Origin of the sequence: Streptomyces sp. NPDC088147, from assembly GCF_044741565.1 — a bacterium.
Classification (GTDB): domain Bacteria; phylum Actinomycetota; class Actinomycetes; order Streptomycetales; family Streptomycetaceae; genus Streptomyces.
Genome location: NZ_JBIUSY010000006.1, coordinates 106,375 through 129,668, shown reverse-complemented (window position 1 = coordinate 129,668; position 23,294 = coordinate 106,375). Strand labels below are relative to the sequence as shown.

Genomic DNA, 23,294 nt, shown 5'->3' with positions numbered 1-23,294 from the left:
TCACAAGGAGATCCGTGATACCCGAACCGGACATTCTCATCGTCGGCGGCGGACTCGGCGGCGTGGCCGCGGCACTCGCCGCCTGCCGCGCCGGGCGCAGTGTCGTCCTCACCGAGGAGACCGACTGGATCGGCGGCCAGCTCACCTCACAGGCCGTGCCGCCGGACGAGCACCCCTGGGTCGAGCAGTTCGGCACCACCGCCTCGTACCGTCACCTGCGCGAATCCATCAGGGACTTCTACCGCCAGTGGTACCCGATGCGGTCCGAGGCGCTCGCCCTCACCTCGCTCAACCCCGGCGCCGGGCGCGTCAGCAAGCTCTGTCACGAGCCACGCGTCGCCCTCACCGTCATGGAATCCATGCTCGCCCCCCACCGGGCCGCCGGGCGGCTCACCCTCCTCACCGAGCACCGGCCGGTCGCCGCCGAGGCGGCCGAGGACGACACCGTACGGAGCGTCACCGTCGAGAGCCTGCGCGACGGCGGCCGGCGCACGATCGCCGCGCGCTATGTCATCGACGCCACCGAGACGGGCGAACTGCTCGAACTCGCGGGCGTGGAGCACGCGGTGGGCGCCGAGTCCCGCGCCGAGTTCGACGAGCCGCACGCGCCCGAGACCGCCCAGCCGCTCAACCAGCAGGGCATCACCGTCTGTTTCGCGCTCTCGCACCACGAGGGCGAGGACCACACGATCGAGAAGCCCGCCGACTACGACTTCTGGCGCTCCTACCGCCCCGATTTCTGGCCGGGGCCGCTGCTCGGCTTCCTCGCCCCCGACCCCCGCACCCTGGAGGCCGTGCCGCGCACCTTCGTACCCAACCCCGATCTCGACCCGCTCGATGTCACCGCCGACCAGAGCGCCGACGCGGGGGACAAGGAGCTGTGGGGCTTCCGCCGGATCCTCGCCCGCAAGCTGCACAGGGACGGTGCCTTCCACTCCGACATCACCCTGGTCAACTGGCCGCTCAACGACTACTGGCTGAAGCCGCTGATCGGCGGCGGCGCCGGGACCGCCGCCCAAGCGGTCGCCGAGGCACGGCAGTTGTCGCTCTCCCTGCTGTACTGGCTCCAGACCGAGGCGCCACGTGCCGACGGCGGCACCGGCTTTCCCGGGCTGCGTCCGCGCCCCGATGTCACCGGCACCCCTGACGGCCTCGCCAAGGCGCCGTACGTACGCGAGTCGCGCCGGATCAAGGCCGTCACCACCATCACCGAGCACGATGTCGCGATCGATCTGGTCGGTCCGTACGGCGGCACCCGCTACCGGGACTCGGTCGGCGTCGGCAACTACCGCATCGATCTGCACCCCTCCACCGGCGGCGACAGCTATGTCGACATCGGGTCCGTGCCCTTCGAGATCCCGCTCGGCGCGCTCGTACCGCGCCGTGTCCGCAATCTGCTGCCCGCCGGAAAGAACATCGGCACCACCCACATCACCAACGGCTGCTACCGGCTCCACCCGGTGGAGTGGAACATCGGCGAGGTCGCCGGTGCCCTGGCCGCCCACTGTCTCGCCGAAGGCGTGGAACCGCACCAGGTCCAGTCCGAGGACAAGCGGTTCGACGCGTTCGCCGGAGTGCTCGACCGCGCCGGAATCCAGCGCAACTGGCCCGACGTGCGCGGCTACTGACGCGCGCCTCGTCGCCCGACCCGACGGGCGGGGACGGCCGGACGGAAGCAGCTCCACCTGTCTCCGCCCGGCCCACCGCCCGCGTACCGGTCCCGGCCGGCCGGCCACACCGGCCGGCCAGGACCTGCCCACCGTGCACAAGGAGGTGCCCATACCATGACCACCCACCGCATCCGCGTCGGCATCGACGTGGGCGGAACCTTCACCGACGCCGTGGCCGTCGACGCCACGACCCTCGAACTGCTGGGGCAGGTGAAGGTTCCCACCAGCCACCACCACGAGGACGGCGTCGCCCACGGCATCGTGGAAGCGCTCGGCCGACTGCTGGACCGTACCGGCCACGCCCCTGAGGACGTCGCCTTCCTGGCCCACGGCACGACCCAGGCTACCAACGCCCTGCTGGAGGGCGACGTGGCCACCGTCGGACTGATCGGCATCGGCTCGGGGCCCGGCGCCGCGCTCACCCGCAGGCTCGCCGCCCTCGGCAAGCTCGAACTCACGCCCGGCAAGCGGCTCCCGCTCCACTACGCGCATGTGCCCGACCCCGACGACAGCGCCGCCGTACGGAGCGCGGTCGACGACGTCATACGGGAGGGAGCCGAAGTCCTGGTCGCCACGCAGCCGTTCAGCGTGGACCGGCCGGAGGGCGAGGACGCCGTGCTCGACGCGGCCCGCGGCCGGGACCTGCCGCTGACCGCCGCGCACGAGATCACCTCGCTGTACGGGCTCCACAAGCGGACCCGTACCGCCGTGGTCAACGCGGCGATCCTGCCCCGGATGCTCGCCACGGCCGATCTGGTCGACGCCTCCATCACCAAGGCGGGCGTCGTCGCACCGCTGATGGTGATGCGCTGCGACGGCGGTGTGATGTCCCTGGACGAGATGCGCCGCAGACCCCTGCTGACCGTGCTGTCGGGACCCGCGGCGGGGGTGGCGGGCGCCCTGATGCGGGAGCGGATCAGCGAGGGCCTCTTCCTGGAGACCGGCGGCACGTCCACCGACATCAGTGTCGTACGGCGCGGCAAGGTCGCCGTACGGCACGCCACCATCCTCGGCAAGACGTCGTATCTCTCCGCGCTGGACGTCAGGACGGTCGGGGTCGGCGGCGGCTCGATGGTGCGGATCGGCGGCGGGAAGGTCACCACGGTGGGTCCGCGCAGCGCGCATATCGCCGGGCTGCCGTACGCCTGCTTCGCCACCCTCGACGAGCTGAGCGACGCGACCCTCGCCACCGTCAGCCCGATGGACGACGATCCGGCCGACTACGCGGTGCTCGACGCGGCGGGCGGCCGGTTCGCGCTCACCATGACCTGCGCCGCGAACGCCCTGGGACGCGTCCCGGAAGGGGACTTCGCCCGCTGCGACCAGGTGGTGGCGCGCGCGGCGCTCGCCCCGCTCGCGGCGGCGCTGGGCACCGATGTGGCGACAGCCGCCGCGCGCGTCCTGGACGCGGGAACCGGCCAGGTGAAGTCCGTGGTGGACGCGATGATCCGCGACTACCGGCTCGACAAGGACACCGCCGTCCTGGTCGGCGGGGGCGGCGGCGCCGCGTCCGTCACCCCGCATCTGGCCGCGGTCTCCGGCCAGGAGGGCAGGATCGCCCGGCACAGCGAGGTGATCAGCCCCATCGGGGTCGCCCTCGCCCTGGTCCGCGAACAGATCGAACGGATCATCCCGGGCGCGGGCCAGGAACAGATCCTCGCCGTACGCGCCGAGGCCGAGCGCGCCGTCATCGCCCAGGGCGCGGCGGCCGACGGCGTCGAGGTCGAGGTCACCGTCGATCCGCAGACCCACACCGTCCGCGCGGTCGCCACCGGCGCCACCGAACTGCGCACCCAGGACCGCGCGCACCGCGCCGGCGCCGACGAACGGCTGCGTGCCGCCGCCGCCAGCCTCAAGACCGGGCCGGCGGAGGTACGGATCCTGGCGGACACCCCGTCCCACACCGTCTACGGCACCGAAGTGCGCCGCCGCTTCCGCGCCACCCGCCATCCGGTGCGGGTCGTCGACGCCGACGGCGTCGTACGGCTCCACGCGCCGGACGCCCGCGTCGAGACCACCACCGCCGGCCGCGCCCCCGAGGTACTGGCCGGGCTGGTGGGCGAGGCCACCTCGTACGGCGACGGCGGCGTCCGGGCCCCCGCGCTGCGCCTCCTCATCGGCGCCAGGATCGCCGACCTCTCGGGGGTCCTGGACCCGCAGCCGCTGCTCGCCCTCGCCCGCGGCGAACTCCGGTCCCGTGCCGCCGACGAACCGGTCATCGCCGTGCTGGAGGTCCGGACATGACCCGTACGGTCACCACCGAGCGGGCCGTCCGCGAACTGGCGGAACTCGACGACATCGAGTTCGCCGTACGCCTTCTCGCCGCCACCCCCACCCACGAGGGCCGCGATCCCGGGCTGCTGCGCCAATGGGCCCACGCCGCCGAGGAGTTCGGCGCGGGGCTCGAACCCGCGCGGTGCACGGCCCGGATCGTCGAGCGCGACGGCGGTCTGGAGCGCGGGCTCATCGCGCGCTACACCTCCCGGCCCCCGGCCGTCGAGCTGTACACCGATACCCTCGCCGCCGCCGAGGAACTGGTCGACCGGCTCGGCTGGCGCGACTGGTACCCCGTCGGATCCGTACGCGCCGCCGCCCTCGCCCATGAGGCCGTCCACCAGCGGCTGCACCAGGGACCGGCCAAGGCCGCTCTGCGCCGCTCCCTCGGCCATGCCGTGCTGCGCCTCGGCCGCCACACGGTGTACGGCCATGTCGCGGGCGCCGACGAGATCGCCGCCCATGCCCACGCCCGCGCGGTCTGCGGTCTGGGCCGCGGTCCGCTGCTGCTGACCGCCGCGCTCGCCGCCACGGCCTCCCCGCACGGAGCCGCCGCGGCCCACCCGCACGGAAGAGAGAAGTAACGCCATGGGCGTCGTCATTCTGCTGATCATGGCGGCCGGGGTGGCCGCGATGCTGACCCGCAAACTCCCCACGGCCTTCGCGCTCGTCCTGCTGGCCGTCGCCATCGCACTGGTCGCGGGCGCCCCGGCGACCGGCGAGAACAGCGTGCTGGACACGGTGCTCCAGGAGGGTGCCCCCGCGCTCGCCGCCACCATGATCGCCATCCTGCTGGGCTCCTGGCTCGGCAGACTGCTCGACGAGACCGGCATCGCGGGCACGCTCGTCCGTAAGATCGTCGAATTCGGCGGTGACCGGCCCGTGGTGGTCGCCCTCGGCGTACTGGCCGTCTCCACCCTGGTCGGTACCGTCACGGGCTCCGCCCCGGCCGCGATGCTCGCCGGGATCATCGGTATCCCCGCGATGATCGCCGTCGGCATCCCGAAGGTCACGGCCGCCGGCACGATCCTGATGGGCATCGCCGCCGGTATGCCCTTCGAACTGCCCGTCTGGCAGTTCTTCTCCAGCGCACTGGAACTGCCCATCCCGACCGTGCGCGGTTTCATGATCAAACTGTTTCCGTTCGCACTGGCCGCGGCGGTCCTGTTCGTCCTCATCGAGACCCGCCGCAAGGGCGTCGAGCACGCCTGGTCCCTCAAGTCCGTCCCGGAGAAGCCGCTCTCACGCCGTCAGCGGCTCGGTGACGCGCCCTGGTACGCGCTGCTCACCCCGGCCGTTCCCCTGATCCTCGCGCTCGGCCTCGACGTGGCCATCGTGCCCTCGCTGCTGGCGGGCGTGATGTACGCACTGGTCACCACGACCCGGCCGGGGGAGATGAACAAGCGGCTGCTGCGTACGCTCTACAGCGGTTTCGAGATCGCCGCCGCGCCGATCGCGCTGTTCATCGCCATCGGGATCCTGCTGGCCGCGGTGAAGCTGCCGGGCGCGGTGGAGGCACTGGAACCGCTGGTGAAGGCGGTCAGCCCGCAGAACCCCGTGCTGTTCGTCCTCGTCTTCACCCTGCTGGTACCGCTCTGTCTCTACCGGGGCCCGCTCAATGTGTTCGGCCTCGGCGCGGGCATCGCCGGGGTGCTCATCGCCACCGGGATCTACCCGGCCGTGGCGGTGCTCGGCCTGGCCACCTCGTACAACCAGGTCTTCGGTGTGGCCGACCCGACCAGCACCCAGACGGTGTGGAGCGCGCAGTACGCGGGCGTCACCCCGCAGCAGGTGATGGCGCGCACGCTGCCGTACGTCTGGCTCGTCGCGCTCGGCGGATTCACTGTCACCGCCGCGACGTACCTCTGACGACCCTCATACCCCTGACACTCCTGGGACGGAGAACCTCATGACCGAGCCGCAGAACCCGAGCCGCCGTATCTTCCTGCGCGGCGCCGTCGCCACCTCGGCCGTACTGGCGGCGGGCGTCGGGACCGCGCCGGGCGCCGCCGCGGCCCCCGGCGGTTTCCCCGACTACCGTTATGTCAAAACCCTGCTGACGCCCTCTCAGCTGAAGTACAACCCCACCGGCGAGATCATCTTCCCGTGCATCCGGGGCACCGCGGGCCGGGTCGCGGGCGCGCTGGGCCGCTACTACCTCTACTACGCGCCGCACGACGCGCCCGGCGGTATCTGCCTGGCGTACGGCGACTCCCTGGAAGGCCCGTTCACGGAGTACCCGGCCAATCCGCTGGTCTCCCGCAGCTGGCAGCCCCACTACTCCGTCAGCCATGTCTCGTCCCCGCACGTCCTGTGGAACGAGGACGCCAAGGAGATGTGGCTCTACTTCCACGGCGAGAACACCACCACGCGGCTCGCCCGCTCCAAGGACGGCATCACCTTCACCTACGACAAGGTGGTCCTGTCGACCTCGATGATGCCCGCCGGGTCCACGGAGACCTCGTACGCACGGGTCTTCGCACATGACCTGCCGTCGAAGAACGCCCGCTACGTCATGCTCTTCATGCTCAACAACACCAGCAACCACCGTGATATCGCCTGGGGCTGGTCGCCGGACGGCCGGAACTGGACCTTCGACCAGACACCGCTCGTACGCCACTCGGACGTCGGCGCGGTCAATGTCGGCGGCCCGCATCTGCTGACCCGGAACGGCAGCACCTATGTCGTCTACAACAAGGACAAGGAGAGCGGCGGCGACCTCATGATCACGGAGGTCGGCAACGACTTCACGCGCCGACAGCACCTCGGCGTCTTCTACAACTCCGCCGCCGGCGCCCCGGACAACGGCCGCAGCGCCTCTCCGAGCTTCGGTACGCAGGGCGGAGTGCCGTACATGGTCTACGAGGCGGGGGAGCGGCTCGGCGGATCGATCGCCGTCGCCCGCGGATAGCGCGCGGCGGTACGGGACCCGGCCGCCGCGCCGGGTCCCGTACCGCCGGACCCCCGCTCACGCGTCCGACACCGAGTCGAAGTCGACCTCGTCGCGCCCGATGCCCTGGGCGTCCGCGTCCACCGAGCGGCGCAGCGCCTCGTGCAGCTTCGCCGGGGTCAGCACCCCGGCGAAGCGGGCCCCTTCCAGTACCGCCACCCACCCCGCGTCATGCTGGAGCATCTCGCTGAACGCCTGCTTCAGCGGGGACCCGAGCGGTACCCACGCCTCCATCCGGCGGGCGAGATCACCGACCGAGCCCCGCTCCCGGGCCTGCGCCAGCGCGTCGGCGGAGACCCAGCCGTGCAGTTCGCCGTCCCCGTTCAGCACCACCGCCCAGCGGGCCCGCTGGGCGCGCATCCGCGCCGCCGCGTCCCGGGCGGGCTCGTCGGTCCTCGCGACCGGCGGCTGCTCCAGATCGGCCGGCTCGACGGCGGTCACCGAGAGCCGTTTCAACCCCCGGTCCGCGCCGACGAACCGGGCCACATAGGGCGTGGCGGGGGTGCCGAGAACCGCCCCCGGCCTGTCGTACTGCTCGATACGGCCCTCGCCGTACACCGCGATACGGTCCCCCATCCGTACCGCCTCCTCGATGTCGTGCGTCACCAGCAGTACCGTCTTGCGCACCGTCGCCTGGAGCTTCAGGAACTCGTTCTGCAGTCGTTCGCGCACCACCGGGTCCACCGCGCCGAACGGCTCGTCCATCAGCAGCACCGGGGGATCGGCGGCCAGAGCGCGTGCCACGCCCACCCGCTGGCGCTGCCCGCCCGACAGCTGCGCCGGGTAGCGCGGACCGTACGTCGCCGGGTCGAGCCCGACCAGTTCGAGCAGTTCCGCCGCCCGTTCGCGCGCCCTGGCCTTCTTCCAGCCGATCAGGGCGGGCACGGTCGCGGTGTTGTCGAGGACCGTCCGGTGCGGAAAGAGCCCCACCTGCTGGATGACATAACCGATCCGTCGGCGCAACTGGACCGGGTCGACCCCCGAGATGTCCCGGCCCTCCACGAAGATACGGCCCGAGGTGGGCTCGATCAGCCGGTTCACCATCATCATCGTGGTCGTCTTGCCACAGCCGGAAGGGCCCACCAGCGTGACCAGTTCGCCCTCGTCGACGTCGAAGGAGAGCGCGTCAACGGCGGCCGTTCCGTCCGGGTAGACCTTGCTGACCTGCTCGAACCGGATCATGACCTCACGCTAGGAGCGGGCGGGCCGCCGCGCGCGCGGACCGGGACTGTCCGGGGACGTGGGCCGGGACTCTCCGGGGGCGCGGACGGGACCGTCCGGGGAACCGCGTACCCGCCGCACCGCGCTGAACGGAGACGCTCCCGTGGCCGTACAGGTCGTCACACGCCATCACGGGCCGGGGGCGAGCCCGAGCGGGGCGGTCCTGAGCGGGGCGGTCTCCGCCCGGCCGTGGCCCGTGTGCTGAACTGTCCGGCGTGACTGCCCCGGAAGGGGCGAGCGAGAACAGGAGCACCCTTGACCAGCTACCGTCAGCCCGGCGTCGTCCTCACCGACCACCGCTTCACGGTCCCGCTGGACCACGGCGATCCGTCGGGGGAGCGGATCGAGCTGTTCGCCCGCGAAGTCGTGGCGAGCGCACGGGCGGAGGCCGATCTGCCCTGGCTGGTGTACCTGGAAGGCGGTCCCGGTTTCGGCGCGCGCCGGTTCATCGGCCGGCAGGCATGGCTCGGCCGCGCCCTGAAGGAGTTCCGGGTGCTCCTCCTCGACCAGCGCGGCACCGGCCTCTCCACCCCCGTCAACCGGCAGACCCTGCCCCTGCACGGCCACCCGCGGGGGCAGGCGGACTATCTCGCGCACTTCCGCGCCGACTCGATCGTGCGGGACTGCGAGACGATACGCCCGCTGCTGACCGGCGGCGCCCCGTGGACCGTGCTCGGCCAGAGCTTCGGCGGCTTCTGCGCCACCCACTACCTCTCCACCGCCCCCGAGGGCCTGGAGACCGTACTGATCACCGGCGGGCTGCCCTCGCTGGACGCCACGGCCGACGAGGTCTACCGCGCCGCGTACCCGCGGATCGCGCGCAAGGTGGAGGCGTTCTACGCCCGCTATCCGCAGGACATCGGCACGGCCCGCCGGATCGCGAAGTATCTGGCCGAGCACCGGCCCGTACTTCCCACCGGCTACGTCCTCACGCCCGAGGCGTTCCAGTCCCTGGGGATCATGCTCGGCGGCGGGGACGGCGGCCATCAGCTGCACTATCTGCTGGAGAACGCCTTCGTCCGTACGCCGAAGGGCCCGGTGCTCTCCGACGCGTTCCAGGAGAGCGTGGCCACCGCCCTCTCGTTCGCCGGGCATCCGCTGTACGCCGTGCTCCACGAGGCGATCTACGGCCAGGACGGCCGGCCGACCCAGTGGGCCGCCGAGCGGGTGCGGGGTGAGTTCGCGCGGTTCGACGCGGCCAAGACCCTCGCCGGGGAAGGGCCGTTGTACTTCACGGGAGAGACCATCCACCCCTGGCACTTCGACTCCGACCCCGCGCTGCGCCCGCTGCGCGAGGTCGCCGAGCTGATCGCGGCCCGTACCGACTGGAGCCCGCTCTACGACCCCGCCCGGCTGGCCGCCAACGAGGTACCGGTCGCCGCGGCCGTCTACCACGACGACATGTACGTCGACACGGAACACTCCCTGCGCACCGCGCGCGCGATCCGCGGGCTGCGGACATGGGTCACGGACGAGTACGAGCACGACGGAGTGCGGGCGGGCGGTCCCCATGTGCTGGACCGGCTGCTCGCGCTCGTACGGGACGAGAACTAGGGCGAGCACATCCGAACGTGGGGATCCGCCTCCGGGACCGTCGTACCTGGTCAGGGCCCGGCCCGCCGGACTCACCGAGCGGATGCCGGGCGCCGGGTGGACAATGACCCCCAGGGGACCGGCGCCCTGCCGCGTGCGAAGCCGTAGGGAGCGGGTGGATCCCGAACGCGGGAGGTGGTTGGCATGTTGCTGCCGGACAGACATCTGGTGGCCGATCTGCTGGCCCGGTACCGGGCCTGGGAACGGCTGGTGCTCGCCGATCCGCTCGACGAGGAGACACGCGGACGGTTCGAGGATGTGGCGTACACCCTCTGTGTACTGATGGGACAGCGCACTGCACGTGAGGCGATCTGGCAGGCGGAGGCGTATCTGCGCAGGATCAGGCCCGTTCCGCTGTTCCCGGACGGAACGGCGTCCGTCGCGCCGGGAGCCAAGCCGTAGAAACCCTGAAGACAGGCCCTAGGAGCGATCCGTAGCACCTGATCAGCCGGGTCGCCCCCGTCGCGGCCCGGCAAATTCTGTTGCCGACCTGGCAATCGATGATGCAATGGGGCCATGGATGACGACGACGCCCGGCTCGAAGAAGTACTGAACGAAGTGGGACCCCGGCTGCGCAAGATCCGGCAGGAGCGCGGCGCCACACTGAGCGCGCTCTCGGAGGCCACCGGTATCTCCGTGAGCACCCTCTCGCGGCTGGAGGCGGGCCGTCGCCGCCCCAGCCTCGAACTGCTGCTGCCCATCGCCCGCGCCCATCAGGTCCCGCTCGACGAGCTGGTCGGCGCGCCGCATGTCGGTGACCCCCGGGTGCGCGCCAAGCCGATCGTGCAGGGCAACCGCACGATGCTGCCGCTCACCCGCCAGCCGGGCGGGCTCCAGGCGTACAAGGTCATCATCCAGCCCTCGCCGGACGACGACCGCGAACAGCGGACGCATGAGGGGTACGAGTGGCTCTATGTGCTGGCGGGCCGGCTGCGGCTGCGGCTCGGCGAGCACGACGTGGTGCTCGGCGCGGGGGAGGCGGCCGAGTTCGACACGCACGTACCGCACTGGTTCGGGCCGGCCACGGACGCGCCGGTCGAGTTCCTGAGCCTGTTCGGTCCGCAGGGCGAGCGCATGCATGTCAGGGCACGGCCGAAGACATCCTGAGGGGCGGAATCCAGGCCGATTCCGGGCGGATTCCGAGAGGATCGCCCCAGGGCAGGATGTTCCCAGCGGGGCAAGCGACTGCTTAGTATGCGCACGAGTGAGGTACTGCCCATCGTGTGTGGAGGCTCCGAAATGCAGGCATGGCGAGTGCACCGGAACGGCGAGCCCGGCGAGGTGATGCGGCTCGAAGAGGTGGAGCGTCCCGTGCCCGGCGAGGGACAGGTCCCGCTGCTGGTCCGGGCGGCGAACATCAACTTCCCGGACGCACTGCTCTGCCGCGGGCAGTACCAGGTCACGCCCCCGCTGCCCTTCACCCCGGGCGTGGAGATCTGCGGCGAGACGGAGGACGGACGCCGGGTCATCGCCACGCCGGCGCTGCCGCACGGCGGACTGGCGGAGTACGTGGTCGCCGACGCCGCCGCGCTGCTGCCCGCGCCCGAGGCGCTCGACGACGCCGAGGTGGCGGCCCTGCACGTCGGCTATCAGACGGGCTGGTTCGGACTGCACCGGCGGGCGCGGCTCCAGCCGGGGGAGACCCTCCTCGTACACGCGGCGGCCGGCGGTGTCGGCAGCGCGGCCGTACAGCTCGGGAAGGCGGCCGGGGCCACCGTCATCGGTGTCGTCGGAGGCCGGGAGAAGGCCCGGGTGGCCCGGGAGCTGGGCTGCGACCTGGTGATCGACCGCCGTACGGACGACCTCGTCGGCGCCGTCAAGGAGGCCACCGGCGGCAGGGGCGCGGATGTCGTCTACGACCCGGTGGGCGGCGACGCCTTCACCAAGTCCACCAAGTGCGTGGCCTTCGAGGGGCGCATCGTGGTCGTGGGCTTCGCGAGCGGCGCGATCTCCACCGCCGCCCTCAACCACGCGCTGGTGAAGAACTACTCGATCCTGGGCCTGCACTGGGGCCTCTACAACACCAAGGACCCGGCGGCGGTGGCCGGTTGCCACCAGGAGCTGACCGCGCTCGCCGCCCGGGGCGCGATCAAGCCGCTCATCAGCGAGCGGGTCCCCATGAAGGACGCGGCCGACGCGGTCCAGCGGGTCGCCGACGGGATCACCACCGGACGCGTGGTCGTCCTCCCGGAGGACGTCCGATGACGGACGCCGCCGAACTGCGCTCGCTCACCAGGGAGTTGCTGGCCCGCCGGCCACCGGCCACCACCGGGCGCACCGAGTTCCTCACGGCGCGCTTCGACGCCGGACTCGCCTGGGTGCACTACCCGGTCGGGCTCGGCGGGCTCGGCGCGCCGCGCTCCCTCCAGGCCGTCGTGGACGCCGAGTTGGCCGCGGCGGGCGCCCCCGACAACGACCCGCGCCGGATCGGCATCGGCCTCGGCATGGCCGCGCCGACCATCCTCCGCTACGGCACCCAGGAGCAGAAGGAACGCTTCCTGCGGCCCCTGTGGATCGGCGAGGAGGTGTGGTGCCAGCTGTTCAGCGAGCCGGGCGCCGGCTCCGACCTGGCCGCGCTCGGGACCCGCGCGGTGCGTGACGGCGACTCCGTCTCCGGCGACTGGATCGTCAACGGGCAGAAGGTGTGGACCTCCAGCGCCCATGCCGCCCGCTGGGCCATCCTCATCGCCCGTACCGATCCCGACCTGCCCAAGCACCTGGGCATCAGCTACTTCCTCTGCGATATGACCGACCCCGGTGTCGAGGTACGGCCGCTGCGCCAGATCACCGGCGAGGCCGAGTTCAACGAGGTCTTCCTGACCGACGTACGCATCCCCGACGCGCTCCGTCTCGGCGGGATCGGCGAGGGCTGGAAAGTCGCCCGGACCACCCTGATGAACGAGCGCGTGTCCATCGGCGGCGCCCGGCTGCCCCGCGAGGGCGGCATGATCGGCACGGTCGCCCGCACCTGGCGCGAGCGGCCCGAGCTGCGCACCCATGAACTGCGTCAGCGGCTGCTCACCCTCTGGGTGGAGGCGGAGGTCGCGCGGCTGACCGCGGAGCGGCTGCGCCAGCAGCTCGTCGCCGGGCAACCGGGCCCCGAGGGCAGCGGGATGAAGCTCGCCTTCGCCCGGCTCAACCAGGAGATCAGCGGTCTGGAGGTCGAACTCCTCGGGGAGGAGGGCCTGTTGTACTCCGACTGGACCATGCGCAGGCCGGAGCTGGTCGACTTCACCGGACGGGACGCCGGCTACCGCTATCTGCGGTCCAAGGGCAACTCCATCGAGGGCGGTACCAGCGAGGTGCTGCTGAACATCGTCGCGGAGCGCGTGCTCGGCCTGCCCTCGGAGCCGCGCAACGACAAGGACATCGCCTGGAAGGACCTAGCCCGATGACCGACGCCTCCCCCGATCTGCTCTACTCGGACACCGAGGACGATCTGCGCGCGGCCGTACGGTCGTTGCTCACCGACCGCGCCGACGTACCGGCGGCGCTCATCCGCGCCGAAGCGGGCGATCCGTACGATTCCGAGCTGTGGACCTCGCTCTCCGCCGGGATCGGCGCGTCGGGGCTCCTCGTCCCGGAGAAGCTCGGCGGTCAGGGCGCGAGCCCTCGCGAGGCCGCGGTCGTACTGGAAGAGCTGGGCCGCGCCGTCACGGCCGCCCCGTATCTCACCAGCTCCGTGGTGGCGACCGAGACGCTGCTCGCCTGCGACGGGGAGAGCACCGAGAACACGGACGTCGCGGGCCTGCTCACCGCGCTCGCCCACGGCCACCGGGTGGCGGTCCTCGCGGTGCCGCTGTCCACCGCCCCGGACGGACCGCTCCCCTCCGGCGCGGGCACGGTGAGCGGGGTCGCCGACGCCGTACGCGCCGATGTCCTGCTCGTGGTGCGGCACGACGGGCTGTACGCGGTCGAGACGGCCTCGCCGGGAGTGACCGTCGAACCGCTCACCCCGCTCGATCTGACCCGGCCGCTCGCCGTGGTCACCGTCGACCCCGCCGCCGGGATCCGGATCGCCGCGGCGCCCGCGGCGCAGGCCGCCGTACGCCGCGGACTGCTGGCCGGGGCGGGGCTGCTCGCCTCCGAACAGCTCGGTATCGCCGAGTGGTGTCTGGAGGAGACCGTCCGGCACACCCGCGAGCGCACGCAGTTCAACCGGCCGATCGGGTCCTTCCAGGCGCTCAAGCACCGTATGGCGCAGCTGTGGCTGGAGGTCGTCTCGGCCCGCGCGGCGGCCCGCAACGCCGCCGACGCGCTGGCCACCGGCAGCCCGGAGGCCCCGCTCGCGGTGGCTCTCGCGCAGGCGTACTGCGGGCGGGTCGCGGTGCACGCGGCCGAGGAGTGCGTCCAGTTGCACGGCGGGATCGGGATGACCTGGGAGCACCCCGCGCATCTGTATCTCAAGCGCGCCAAGTCCGATGAGATCGCCTTCGGTTCGCGGGGTCCGCACCTGGAGACGCTGGCCGCGCTCGTCGATCTGCCCGGACCCCGGTAGCCCGCGTCTGGACAAGCACCCCTTTACGTGCTGTTTAATTGCGACTCGATCGCAATAACAGATGATCTTCAATAGGGGTGGACGCATGACGGCCCGATCGATACGCGGCACGGCCGCCGCGGTGCTGGCCGGAGCGCTGGCCCTCACCGCGGCGGCCTGCTCGAACCCGGGCGGCTCGGGCACGGGCGGCGGGGCGAAGGACTCGGTGGTCGTCGGCATCGCCTACGAACCCGACAGCCTGAGCCCGCTCCTCGGCTACGGCAAGGACGGCAACTCCAAGATCTTCGACGGGCTGCTCGCCTACGACGGCGAGATGCGGCTCAGGCCCGCGCTCGCCACCGCCCTGCCGACGGTGAGCGACGACGGTCTGACCTACACCTACCAGCTCCGCGAGGGCGTGAAGTTCAGCGACGGCGAGCCCTTCGGCGCCAAGGACGTCGTCTTCACCTACCGCACCATCCTGGACGAGAAGACCAACAACGCGTCGAGGACCGAGCTGGACGCCGTCAAGGACATCACCGCCCGGGGCGAGCACACCGTCGTCTTCACCCTGAAGTACCCCTACGCGCCGTTCGACCGGCGGACCGTCCTGCCCATCGTGCCCGCGCACATCGCGGGCGGACAGGACGTCAACACCGGCCCGTTCACCACGAAGCCCGTCGGCACCGGCCCCTATCTCCTCACCGGCTGGTCCAAGGGCGAGAAGATCAGCTTCAAGGCCAACCCGGACTACTGGGGCGGCGCGCCCCAGGTGAAGCGGTTCACCATGGCGATCATCAAGGACGACGACGTCCGCGCCACCCGGCTGCGGGCCGGTGAACTCGACGGCGCGATCCTGCCGCCCAACCTCGCCAAGGGGTTCGCCGAGGACAGCGGCCGCGAGACCTACGACGCCACGACCTACGACTACCGCACCGTCACCCTGCCGACCCACCACAAGGTCACCGGCGACACCGCGGTCCGCAGGGCCCTCGACATCGCCGTCGACCGCCAGACCATGGTCGACCGGATCCTCGAAGGCGCGGGCAAGCCGGCCTACGGCCCGGTCCCCACCGGCAGCGAATGGTTCGCCCGGGGCACCGAACGCCGCTACGACCTCGAAGGGGCCCGGCGCATCCTGGACGAGGCGGGCTGGAAGCCGGGCAAGGACGGCGTCCGCGTCAAGGACGGGGTACGCGCCGCCTTCCCGCTCTGGTACCTCACCGGCGACAAGCTCCGCCAGGAACACGCCCTCGCCTACGCCTCCGACGCCAAGAAGGCGGGCATCGACATCACGACCCAGGCGGGCACCTGGGAGGTCATCGAACCGCGGATGAGGCAGGACGCGGTCCTGGCCGGCGGCGGCTCGCCCGGTGACCCGGACTTCGACCAGTACACCCTGCTCAAGTCCTCCCTCGCGGGCGACGGCTTCAACAACATGGCGTGGTACGACAACCCGGCCGTCGACCGGGCCCTCGACGCGGGCCGCGAGAGCGGTGAACCGGCCGCGCGCAAGACCGCGTACGACACCGTCCAGCGCGAACTGGTGAAGAACCCCGGGTACACCTTCCTCACCCATATCGACCACCTCTATGTGGTGAACGACCGCTGGGACGGGCTCTCCACGCAGACCGAGCCGCACGACCACGGTCTCGCGTCCGGCCCCTGGTGGAACATCGAGGACTGGACGCCGAAGAAATGAGCCGCCGCCTCCCCTGGGGGGCGATGGGGCGGATGGCGGGGCGGCGGCTGCTGTTCGCCGCCCCGGTCCTCCTCGTGGTGACCTTCGGCGTGTTCGCCGTCGCCGCGGCCTCGCCCTTCGACCCCGTGAAGGCCTACGCGGGCACCGCGGGCCTCACCGCCTCGCAGGAGAACCTCGACCAGCTCCGGGTCAACCTCGGAGTGGATCAGCCACTCGTCCACCGCTGGTGGAACTGGCTGACCCACGCGCTCACCGGCGACCTCGGGGACTCCTCCGTACTGCGCGCGCCCGTCTCCGCCGTGATCGGCGAGCGGATCGGCTGGTCCACGCTGCTCGCCCTCACCGCCTTCGCCGTCGCCGTCCTGCTCGGCACCTCCCTCGGCGTGCTCGCCGCGCGCAGGCCCGGCGGCCCGCTCGACCGCTGCGCCGGCTCGGCCGCGTACATCCTGGAGGCCGCGCCCGCCTTCTGGCTCGGGCTCCTCGCGATCTGGTTCTTCGCGGTCACGCTCGGCGTGCTCCCGGCGGGCGGGCTCACCGACGCGGCCAGCGACACCGTCACCTTCGGGCAGGTCGCGTCGCATCTGGTGCTGCCCGCCGCCGTGCTGGGCATCTCCCAACTGCCCTGGTTCTTCCTCTACGTACGCCAGGGGGTCACGGACGCGCTCGCCGAGGACCCCGTACGCGGCGCCCGCGCCCGCGGGCTGAGCGAACGCACCGTCCTGCTCGGCCACGCCCTGCGCTCCGGCATGCTGCCGATGCTCACCCTCATCGGCTCCCGGGTGCCCGAACTCATCACCGGCGCGCTGCTCGTCGAGACGGTCTTCAGCTGGCCCGGAATCGCCGCCGCCACCGTGCAGGCGGCCACCTCCGTGGACTTCGCGCTGCTCGCCGCCCTCACGGTGCTCGCCACCGCCGCCGTGCTGATCGGGAACCTGCTCTCCGATCTGCTCTACGGACTCGCCGACCCGAGAGTGGGCTTCGATGGCTGACACCACCACCGGCCTGAACACCACCGGCCTGAACACCACCGGCCCGAACGCCACTGGCCCGGTCACCACTGCCCCGGACACCGGCCCGCCGGTCTGGCGCTCGCACGGGCGCACCCGCCGCTCGACCCGCACGGTCCGCGTCCGCGTCTCCGCCGGCATCGTGGCGGCCGTGGCGCTCGCCGTACTCGTCGTCCCGCTGCTCGTCCCCCTCGACCAGCAGGCCGTCGATCTGGCCAGAAAGCTCCAGGCACCGTCCTTGGCGCACCCGTTCGGCACGGACGACGTCGGCCGCGATCTGCTGCTGCGCTGTGTCTACGGACTGCGCGTCTCGCTGCTCGTCGGACTCGTCGCGGCGCTCGTCGCCACCGTGATCGGTACGGCGGTCGGCGCGGCGGCAGCGGCCTTCGGCGGCTGGACGGACCGGATCGTCATGCGGCTCGTGGACACCTTCTCGTCCGTGCCGCATCTGCTGCTCGGCATCTTCATCGTCGCCATGTTCCGGCCAGGTGTCTGGCCGGTGATCGTGTCCGTGGCACTCACCCACTGGCTCTCCACCGCCCGGATCGTCCGCTCGGAAGTGCTCTCGCTGCGCGCGCGTCCGTATATCGACGCCGCCATCTCGGGCGGCGCGTCACGCCGGCGCGTCATCGGCCGCCATCTCCTGCCGGGCGTCATGCCGCAAGCGGGACTCGCCGCCGTACTGATGGTGCCGCACGCGATGTGGCACGAATCCGCGCTCTCGTTCCTCGGGCTCGGCCTGCCCAGCCATCAGGCGAGCCTCGGCAATCTGGTGCAGACGGCGCGCGGTTCGCTGCTGGCGGGTGACTGGTGGCCGACGCTCTTCCCCGGGCTGTTCCTGATCGTCCCCACCCTCGCCCTCGCGGGTCTCGCGGGTGCCTGGCGGGAACGGATCAATCCGCGCCGCCGATCGGAGCTGATGCTGTGAACACGTCGTCCCCGGCGGTCCCGCCGACCGGTCCCGTCAACGCTGTTGAGCCCTTGGAGCCCACGGAGCCCACGGAGCCCGCGGGCGCCGTCGGGTCGGCCGCTCCCGTGGGGCCCGATGAGCCGGCCCCGCCCGTGCTCTCCGTACGCGGGCTCGGCGTCCGCTTCCGAATGCGCGGAGGCCGGCACATCGCCGCCGTCACCGACGCCGGCTTCGATCTCGCGGCGGGGGAGTGTCTCGCCCTCGTCGGTGAGAGCGGCTGCGGGAAGTCCGTCCTCGCCTCCGCCCTGCTCGGACTCCTGCCCGGCAACGCGCAGACCACCGGCTCCGCCGTCCTCGACGGCATCGACCTGCTCGCCGCCGACGAGCGCACGCTCGCGCGGACGGTACGAGGACGGCGTGTCGGCCTCGTACCGCAGAGCCCGGCGGCGCATCTCACGCCCGTGCGCACGGTACGGGCCCAACTGGAGGAGACCGTCGGGGAACTGACCGGCACGCGCGGGCGGGAACTCCACCGGGCCGCCGAGGCCGCCGCCGACCGCGCGGCCTTCCCCGCCGGCCACCTCGACCGCTACCCGCACGAACTGTCCGGCGGCCTCGCCCAGCGCGCCGCGACCGCGCTCGCCCTGATCGGTGACGCCCCGCTGCTGCTGGCCGACGAGCCGACCACCGGACTCGACCGGGATCTCGTGGACCGCACGGCCGACGAACTGCGGCGGCACGCCGACGAGGGCCGCGCCCTGCTGCTGATCACCCATGATCTGGCCGCGGCCGAGCGGATCGCCGACCGCGTCGCCGTGATGTACGCCGGACGGATCGTCGAACTCGCCGACGCGCGACGGTTCTTCGGGAAACCGGGACCGCGTCACCCCTATGCGCGCGGACTGCTGAACGCCCTGCCGGAGCGCGCGTTCGTCCCCATTCCCGGGCTGCCCCCGGAGCTGGGCGAGCTGCCCGCGGGCTGCGCCTTCGCGCCCCGCTGCGAGCGCGCCACCGATCTCTGTGCCACACCACCCCGCTTCACGGACGGACTCGCCTGCCACCACGCCGGGGAGAGCGCCGACGAGCGGCCTGACGACATACCCGACGAGCGGCCCGAAGAGAGACCTCGCGAGAGACCCGACGAGAGCGCCGAGGAGACCGTCCGTGCTTGAACTCCGCTCCATCACCGCCGGATACGAGCGGCGCGCCCCCGTCGTCCGGAACGCCTCACTCACCCTCGCGCCCGGTGCGTCGCTCGGACTGCTCGGCCCCAGCGGCTGCGGCAAGTCCACCCTCGCCAGGGTCGCGGCGCTGCTGCACCGGCCCGACGCGGGCACGGTCACGGTCGACGGCCAACGTGTGGCCGGCTGGCGCCACCGGGCCCCGCGGGCGCAGCGGACCGCGATCGGCGTGGTCTTCCAGCAGCCACGGCTCTCGGCGGATCCCCGGCTGCGGCTCAGCGACTTGATCGCCGAGCCGTTGCGCGCCACCGGCCGCCGGACGGATCTCGCCGCGCGCGTCGGCGAGTTGGCCCGCACGGTCGGGCTCACCGCTGAACTGCTGGGCCGCCGCCCGCACGAGGTCAGCGACGGCCAGCTGCAACGCGCCTGTCTGGCCCGTGCGCTGGTGCTGCGCCCACGCTGGCTGGTCTGCGACGAGATGACCGCGATGCTCGACGCCTCCACCACGGCCGCGCTGGTCGCCGTCGTCGAGGAGTACCGCCACGAGCACGGCGCCGGCCTGCTCGCCGTCGGCCACGACCGCGTGCTGCTGGAGCGCTGGTGCGACCGTACGGTCCGCTGGACGGAGATCACCGGTACCGGCTGAAGCGCGGATGGCGGGTCGGCGAACTCTGCGTAGGACGATATCGGCCGGGCCATGACAGGGCGGATACTCGCCAGGACCGAGCCCACAGCCGAGCCGACACCCGAGCACATCCGAGCCCACCGAGCCCGACCGAGCGCCCTCGCGCCCCACCGCGCCCTCGCGCCCCAACGCGTCCCCCCGGAGGCATCATGGCCCTCACCACCCGCCGCAGAGCTGTCAGTACGCTCGCCGCCGCGCTCGCGGGAGCCGTCGCGGCACCCGCGTACGCACAGGCGGCCTCACGGACCGAGCGCGGCGACGACGGCCCCCGGCCGCTGCGCCAGGCTCACGCCCACAACGACTATCTGCACCCCCGCCCGCTGCTCGATGCTTTGTCGCACGGCTTCACCAGCGTGGAAGCCGATGTCTTCCTGGTCGACGGCGAGTTGCTGGTCGCCCACGAGGCCACCGAACTCGACCCGGCGCGCACCCTCCGCGGGCTCTACCTCGATCCCCTCCTGGCACGGGTGCGGGCCAACCACGGCTCCGTATACCGGGGTTATCACCGGCCGGTGCAACTGCTCATCGACATCAAGGCGGACGGCGTCGCCGCCTACGCGGAGCTGCACCGCCAACTGACCCGCTACCGCTCGATACTGAGCCGCTACGCCAACGGGTCGGTGCGCGCGGGCGCGGTCACCCCCGTCATCTCCGGCGACCGCGCGGCCCGTGCCCCGATGGAGGCACAGCGCGTACGGTACGCCTTCTACGACGGGCGGCTCGAAGACCTCGGGACGGCGGCCCCGGCCTCGTTCGTCCCGCTCATCAGTGGGAATTGGACCCAGAGCTTCAGCTGGCAGGGCGTGGGCGCGTTCCCCGCCGCCGAGCGCGCGGAGTTGCGACGCGTCGTCGACGCCGCGCACGCGCACGGCCAGCGGGTGCGTTTCTGGAGCACGCCCGATCTGCCGGGGCCCGCGCGGGACGCCGTCTGGACCGAGTTGCTGGCAGCCGGGGTCGACCACCTCAATTCGGATGACCTTGCGGGCCTCGAACGCTTCCTGCGTCGGCACCGTTCGTAGCTCACCGCGGGCGGCCCCGAGGGCAACCACCCGTACGGCGGACACGCCAGTCGGCCTACCCGGCCTCCTCCTCCGCCACACTGGCGGCCGAAAGCCGCGATCCGGTGCGGCGGAGGAGGTTCTCGATGGCTATTTCGATCTCAGTGATTCTGCTTCTGGTGATCCTCGCGGTGGTCTTCCTGCGCAATGGAGGACTGAAGTTCTCACACGCGACGGTCTGCGTCCTGCTCGGGTTCTTCCTCGCGGGCACGAGCATGGCGCCGACCATCGCGAACGGGATCTCGACCACGGCAGGCGTGGTCAGCGGCCTCCGCCCCTGACCGGTCCGTTCGCGTTCCCGGGGGCTATGTCCCCACCAGCCGCGACCTGATGAGGAAGCGCACCCCCTCGGGCGCCTCCAGGGAGAAGCCGCTGCCGCGTCCCTTCACCACGTCGACGATGAGCCGGGTGTGCCGCCACACCTCGTACTGGCTCACCGACATCCAGAAGGGCACCGGTTCGGCGACCCCCTCGATCTCCAGGGACTGGAGCAGGACGTCGGAGTTCCCGGTACGGAACTCACCGTCCGGATAACACATCGGCGCGCTGCCGTCGCAGCAGCCGCCGGACTGGTGGAACATCAACGGCCCGTGGTCCGCCCGCAGCCGCCGGATCAGTTCGGCGGCCGCGGGGGTCACCTCGACGCGCGGCTCCGGCGGCCCGGGGGGTTCCAAAGGCGTGGGGGACTCCCGTGGTTCCACGGGAGTCCCCGGTTCCCGGGGGGAAGTCTGCTCGTCCATCGTCTCTCCGCCGCCCTCGCGTCGTCGGTCCGCGCTTCCGGGGACTCAGTCAACTCCCCGCGACGTTGCGAGACGGTTGCACGCGGACCGGAACCCGGTCCCGATTATCGGACAGGTGCCCGTCCGTCGCCACTCGTCCGCGTCAGCCCCGTGGTTGAGAGGGCCACGGCGCTCGCGGCCCTCCCTCACCTCCGGCGTGTGCCCGGCCGGCGCTGCCGGCGGACCGGGGCCGGCAGCGCTCCCCGGTCCAGCTTGCCGTTGGGGGTCAGGGGAAGCGCGTCCAGACGGACGAACGCCGTGGGGATCATGAAGTCGGGCAGAAAGGCGGCGAGTTCCTTCCGGGCGAGAGGGCCGTCGAACTCGTCACCGTCCGTGGGCACGACATACGCGACCAGACGCTGATCCCCGGGAACGTCCTCGCGCAGGACGACCACCCCGTCCCTCACCCGCGCCAGCGAGCGGAGCGCGACGTCGATCTCGCCCAGTTCGACACGCAGACCACGCAGCTTGACCTGGTGGTCGAGCCGCCCGAGGAACTCCACGACGCCGTCGGCGTCCTGACGGGCCAGATCACCCGTGCGGTACATGCGGCTTCCCGGCGGGCCGGACGGATCGGGTACGAACCGCTCCGCGGTCAGCCCCGGGCGGCCGAGATACCCACGGGCCACTCCCACTCCGCCGATGTGCAGTTCGCCCGGCTCCCCCGGGGCCACGGGGGCACCGGTCCCGTCGAGGACGTACAGGCGCATGTTCTGGATGGCCGTGCCGATCGGTACCGATGTCCGGCCCGCCAGATCCTCGGGGCGGCAGTGCCAGGCGCTCACGTCGATGGCCGCCTCGGTCGGGCCGTACAGGTTGTGCAGCTCCGACCACGGCAGGCGCCGGAGGAACTCCCGGGCGCAGTCCGGGGGAAGGGCCTCTCCCGAGCAGATCACCCGGCGCAGACTCGTCATCGTCTCGACCGCCGGTTCCTGGAGGAAGGCCGCCAGCATGGACGGGACAAAGTGCGCCGTCGTCACCGACCGCCGGACGATCAGATCGCGCAGATACGCCGGATCCTTGTGGCCACCCGGTGCGGCCAGCACCAGCCGCGCGCCGGTCATCAGCGGCCAGAAGAACTCCCAGACCGACACGTCGAAGCTCGCCGGCGTCTTCTGGAGCACCGCGTCGTGCCCGCCCAGGCCGTATGCCCGTTGCATCCAGTCCAGACGGTTGATCACTCCGCGGTGTTCGTTGGGCACTCCCTTGGGCCGTCCGGTGGAGCCGGAGGTGTAGATGACATAGGCGAGGTGGGCCGGGCCCGACAGATTCGCGGGTGGTCCGGTCGGTTCCGCGGCCCAGACGGACGTATCGTCCAGGAGCAGCGTCCCCGCCTCGGACCCTGCCTCGGTCCCCGCTTCCGTCCTCGTCCCGGGAACCGGCGCGCGGCCGGCGAGAGCCCGTTGGGTGAGCACGAGGGGAACACCGGCGTCCCGGGCCATGAACGACAGCCGGTCCGCCGGATAGCCGGGATCCAGGGGTACGTAGGCGCCCCCGGCCTTGAGGATGCCGAGCAGACCCACGACCAGCGCGAGTGAACGCTCGGCGCAGATCCCCACCAGCGTCTCCGGTCCCACCCCGCGCCGTCGCAGGCCGTGCGCGACCTGGTTGGCGCGCGTCTCCAGCTCCTCGTAGGTCAGGGTGGTGCCCTCGAACTCCACCGCCACCGCGTGCGGCGACAGCCCGGCCTGTGCGCCGACCGCGCCGTGCAGTGTGGCCCCCGGCCCGGGACCGGACACCGCCCGAGGGCGCGTCGCGTTCACGGCCTGCTCCGCCGGTTTCCCGGT

At 72.0% G+C, this 23,294-nt stretch carries 21 protein-coding genes; 18 read left to right on the top strand and 3 right to left on the bottom strand.

Features of this window, described 5'->3' with window-relative positions; all coding sequences use genetic code 11:
• The first annotated feature begins 14 nt into the window (after positions 1–14).
• The 5 genes from ACIOGX_RS21410 to ACIOGX_RS21390 all read left to right on the top strand — a co-directional run bounded on the left by ACIOGX_RS21410 (position 15) and on the right by ACIOGX_RS21390 (position 6,855).
• Positions 15–1,628: an FAD-dependent oxidoreductase gene (locus tag ACIOGX_RS21410; RefSeq protein ID WP_401915282.1), complete on the top strand. Its 1,614-nt coding sequence runs from the start codon at positions 15–17 to the stop codon at positions 1,626–1,628.
• Between the two features lie 156 nt (positions 1,629–1,784).
• Positions 1,785–3,914, top strand: coding sequence for a hydantoinase/oxoprolinase family protein (locus ACIOGX_RS21405; protein ID WP_401915279.1), 2,130 nt, complete (start codon positions 1,785–1,787; stop codon positions 3,912–3,914).
• Positions 3,911–4,528: a hypothetical protein gene (locus ACIOGX_RS21400; protein ID WP_356518456.1), complete on the top strand. Its 618-nt coding sequence runs from the start codon at positions 3,911–3,913 to the stop codon at positions 4,526–4,528. The genes ACIOGX_RS21405 and ACIOGX_RS21400 overlap by 4 nt, the downstream gene beginning before the upstream one ends.
• Positions 4,529–4,532: 4 nt before the next feature.
• The gene (locus tag ACIOGX_RS21395) at positions 4,533–5,813 is read left to right on the top strand and encodes a transporter (protein ID WP_401915276.1); all 1,281 of its coding nucleotides are present in this window, start codon (positions 4,533–4,535) and stop codon (positions 5,811–5,813) included.
• A 40-nt stretch (positions 5,814–5,853) separates the two neighbouring features.
• Positions 5,854–6,855: a hypothetical protein gene (locus tag ACIOGX_RS21390; protein ID WP_401915275.1), complete on the top strand. Its 1,002-nt coding sequence runs from the start codon at positions 5,854–5,856 to the stop codon at positions 6,853–6,855.
• A gap of 57 nt (positions 6,856–6,912) precedes the next feature.
• On the opposite strand, the gene ACIOGX_RS21385 is transcribed toward ACIOGX_RS21390, so the two are convergent.
• Positions 6,913–8,076, bottom strand: coding sequence for an ABC transporter ATP-binding protein (locus ACIOGX_RS21385; RefSeq protein WP_401761478.1), 1,164 nt, complete (start codon positions 8,074–8,076; stop codon positions 6,913–6,915).
• A 294-nt stretch (positions 8,077–8,370) separates the two neighbouring features.
• Between ACIOGX_RS21385 and ACIOGX_RS21380 the strand changes: the two genes are divergently transcribed.
• The 13 genes from ACIOGX_RS21380 (at position 8,371) to ACIOGX_RS21320 (ending at position 21,009) form a co-directional block, all read left to right on the top strand.
• A complete protein-coding gene (locus ACIOGX_RS21380) occupies positions 8,371–9,669 on the top strand; it encodes an alpha/beta fold hydrolase (RefSeq protein ID WP_401915272.1) in 1,299 nt (432 codons plus the stop codon).
• Between the two features lie 183 nt (positions 9,670–9,852).
• Positions 9,853–10,110, top strand: a complete 258-nt coding sequence (locus tag ACIOGX_RS21375; protein ID WP_356518461.1) for a DUF5133 domain-containing protein — start codon at positions 9,853–9,855, stop codon at positions 10,108–10,110.
• A 114-nt stretch (positions 10,111–10,224) separates the two neighbouring features.
• Positions 10,225–10,815, top strand: coding sequence for an XRE family transcriptional regulator (locus ACIOGX_RS21370; protein ID WP_356518462.1), 591 nt, complete (start codon positions 10,225–10,227; stop codon positions 10,813–10,815).
• A gap of 132 nt (positions 10,816–10,947) precedes the next feature.
• On the top strand, positions 10,948–11,913 hold the full coding sequence (locus ACIOGX_RS21365) for an NADPH:quinone oxidoreductase family protein (protein ID WP_401915268.1): 966 nt from the start codon (positions 10,948–10,950) through the stop codon (positions 11,911–11,913).
• Positions 11,910–13,103: an acyl-CoA dehydrogenase family protein gene (locus tag ACIOGX_RS21360; protein WP_401915265.1), complete on the top strand. Its 1,194-nt coding sequence runs from the start codon at positions 11,910–11,912 to the stop codon at positions 13,101–13,103. Before ACIOGX_RS21365 ends, ACIOGX_RS21360 begins: the two co-directional genes overlap by 4 nt.
• Positions 13,100–14,206: an acyl-CoA dehydrogenase family protein gene (locus ACIOGX_RS21355; RefSeq protein WP_401915263.1), complete on the top strand. Its 1,107-nt coding sequence runs from the start codon at positions 13,100–13,102 to the stop codon at positions 14,204–14,206. The genes ACIOGX_RS21360 and ACIOGX_RS21355 overlap by 4 nt, the downstream gene beginning before the upstream one ends.
• Positions 14,207–14,291: 85 nt before the next feature.
• A complete protein-coding gene (locus ACIOGX_RS21350) occupies positions 14,292–15,887 on the top strand; it encodes an ABC transporter substrate-binding protein (RefSeq protein WP_401915261.1) in 1,596 nt (531 codons plus the stop codon).
• Entirely contained in the window at positions 15,884–16,876 is a 993-nt protein-coding gene (locus ACIOGX_RS21345; RefSeq protein WP_356518467.1) for an ABC transporter permease, read from the top strand. The genes ACIOGX_RS21350 and ACIOGX_RS21345 overlap by 4 nt, the downstream gene beginning before the upstream one ends.
• A complete protein-coding gene (locus tag ACIOGX_RS21340; protein ID WP_401915259.1) occupies positions 16,869–17,822 on the top strand; it encodes an ABC transporter permease in 954 nt (317 codons plus the stop codon). Before ACIOGX_RS21345 ends, ACIOGX_RS21340 begins: the two co-directional genes overlap by 8 nt.
• Before the next feature lie 170 nt (positions 17,823–17,992).
• Positions 17,993–18,976 (top strand): ABC transporter ATP-binding protein, encoded by a 984-nt coding sequence (locus tag ACIOGX_RS21335; protein ID WP_384768006.1) that lies wholly within the window; start codon positions 17,993–17,995, stop codon positions 18,974–18,976.
• Complete coding sequence (locus ACIOGX_RS21330) at positions 18,969–19,631, top strand: ABC transporter ATP-binding protein (RefSeq protein ID WP_401915256.1); 663 nt, start codon at positions 18,969–18,971, stop codon at positions 19,629–19,631. The genes ACIOGX_RS21335 and ACIOGX_RS21330 overlap by 8 nt, the downstream gene beginning before the upstream one ends.
• Positions 19,632–19,819: 188 nt before the next feature.
• Complete coding sequence (locus ACIOGX_RS21325; protein ID WP_356518470.1) at positions 19,820–20,689, top strand: phosphatidylinositol-specific phospholipase C/glycerophosphodiester phosphodiesterase family protein; 870 nt, start codon at positions 19,820–19,822, stop codon at positions 20,687–20,689.
• A gap of 125 nt (positions 20,690–20,814) precedes the next feature.
• Positions 20,815–21,009 carry a hypothetical protein gene (locus ACIOGX_RS21320; protein ID WP_129767873.1) on the top strand — a complete coding sequence of 65 codons (195 nt, stop codon included), beginning with the start codon at positions 20,815–20,817 and terminating at the stop codon, positions 21,007–21,009.
• 24 nt (positions 21,010–21,033) lie between these two features.
• Here the strand turns inward: ACIOGX_RS21320 and ACIOGX_RS21315 are convergent, their stop codons facing one another.
• Positions 21,034–21,402 (bottom strand): DUF779 domain-containing protein, encoded by a 369-nt coding sequence (locus tag ACIOGX_RS21315; protein ID WP_401915879.1) that lies wholly within the window; start codon positions 21,400–21,402, stop codon positions 21,034–21,036.
• A 251-nt stretch (positions 21,403–21,653) separates the two neighbouring features.
• A complete protein-coding gene (locus ACIOGX_RS21310; protein WP_401915253.1) occupies positions 21,654–23,270 on the bottom strand; it encodes an amino acid adenylation domain-containing protein in 1,617 nt (538 codons plus the stop codon).
• Positions 23,271–23,294: the final 24 nt, after the last annotated feature.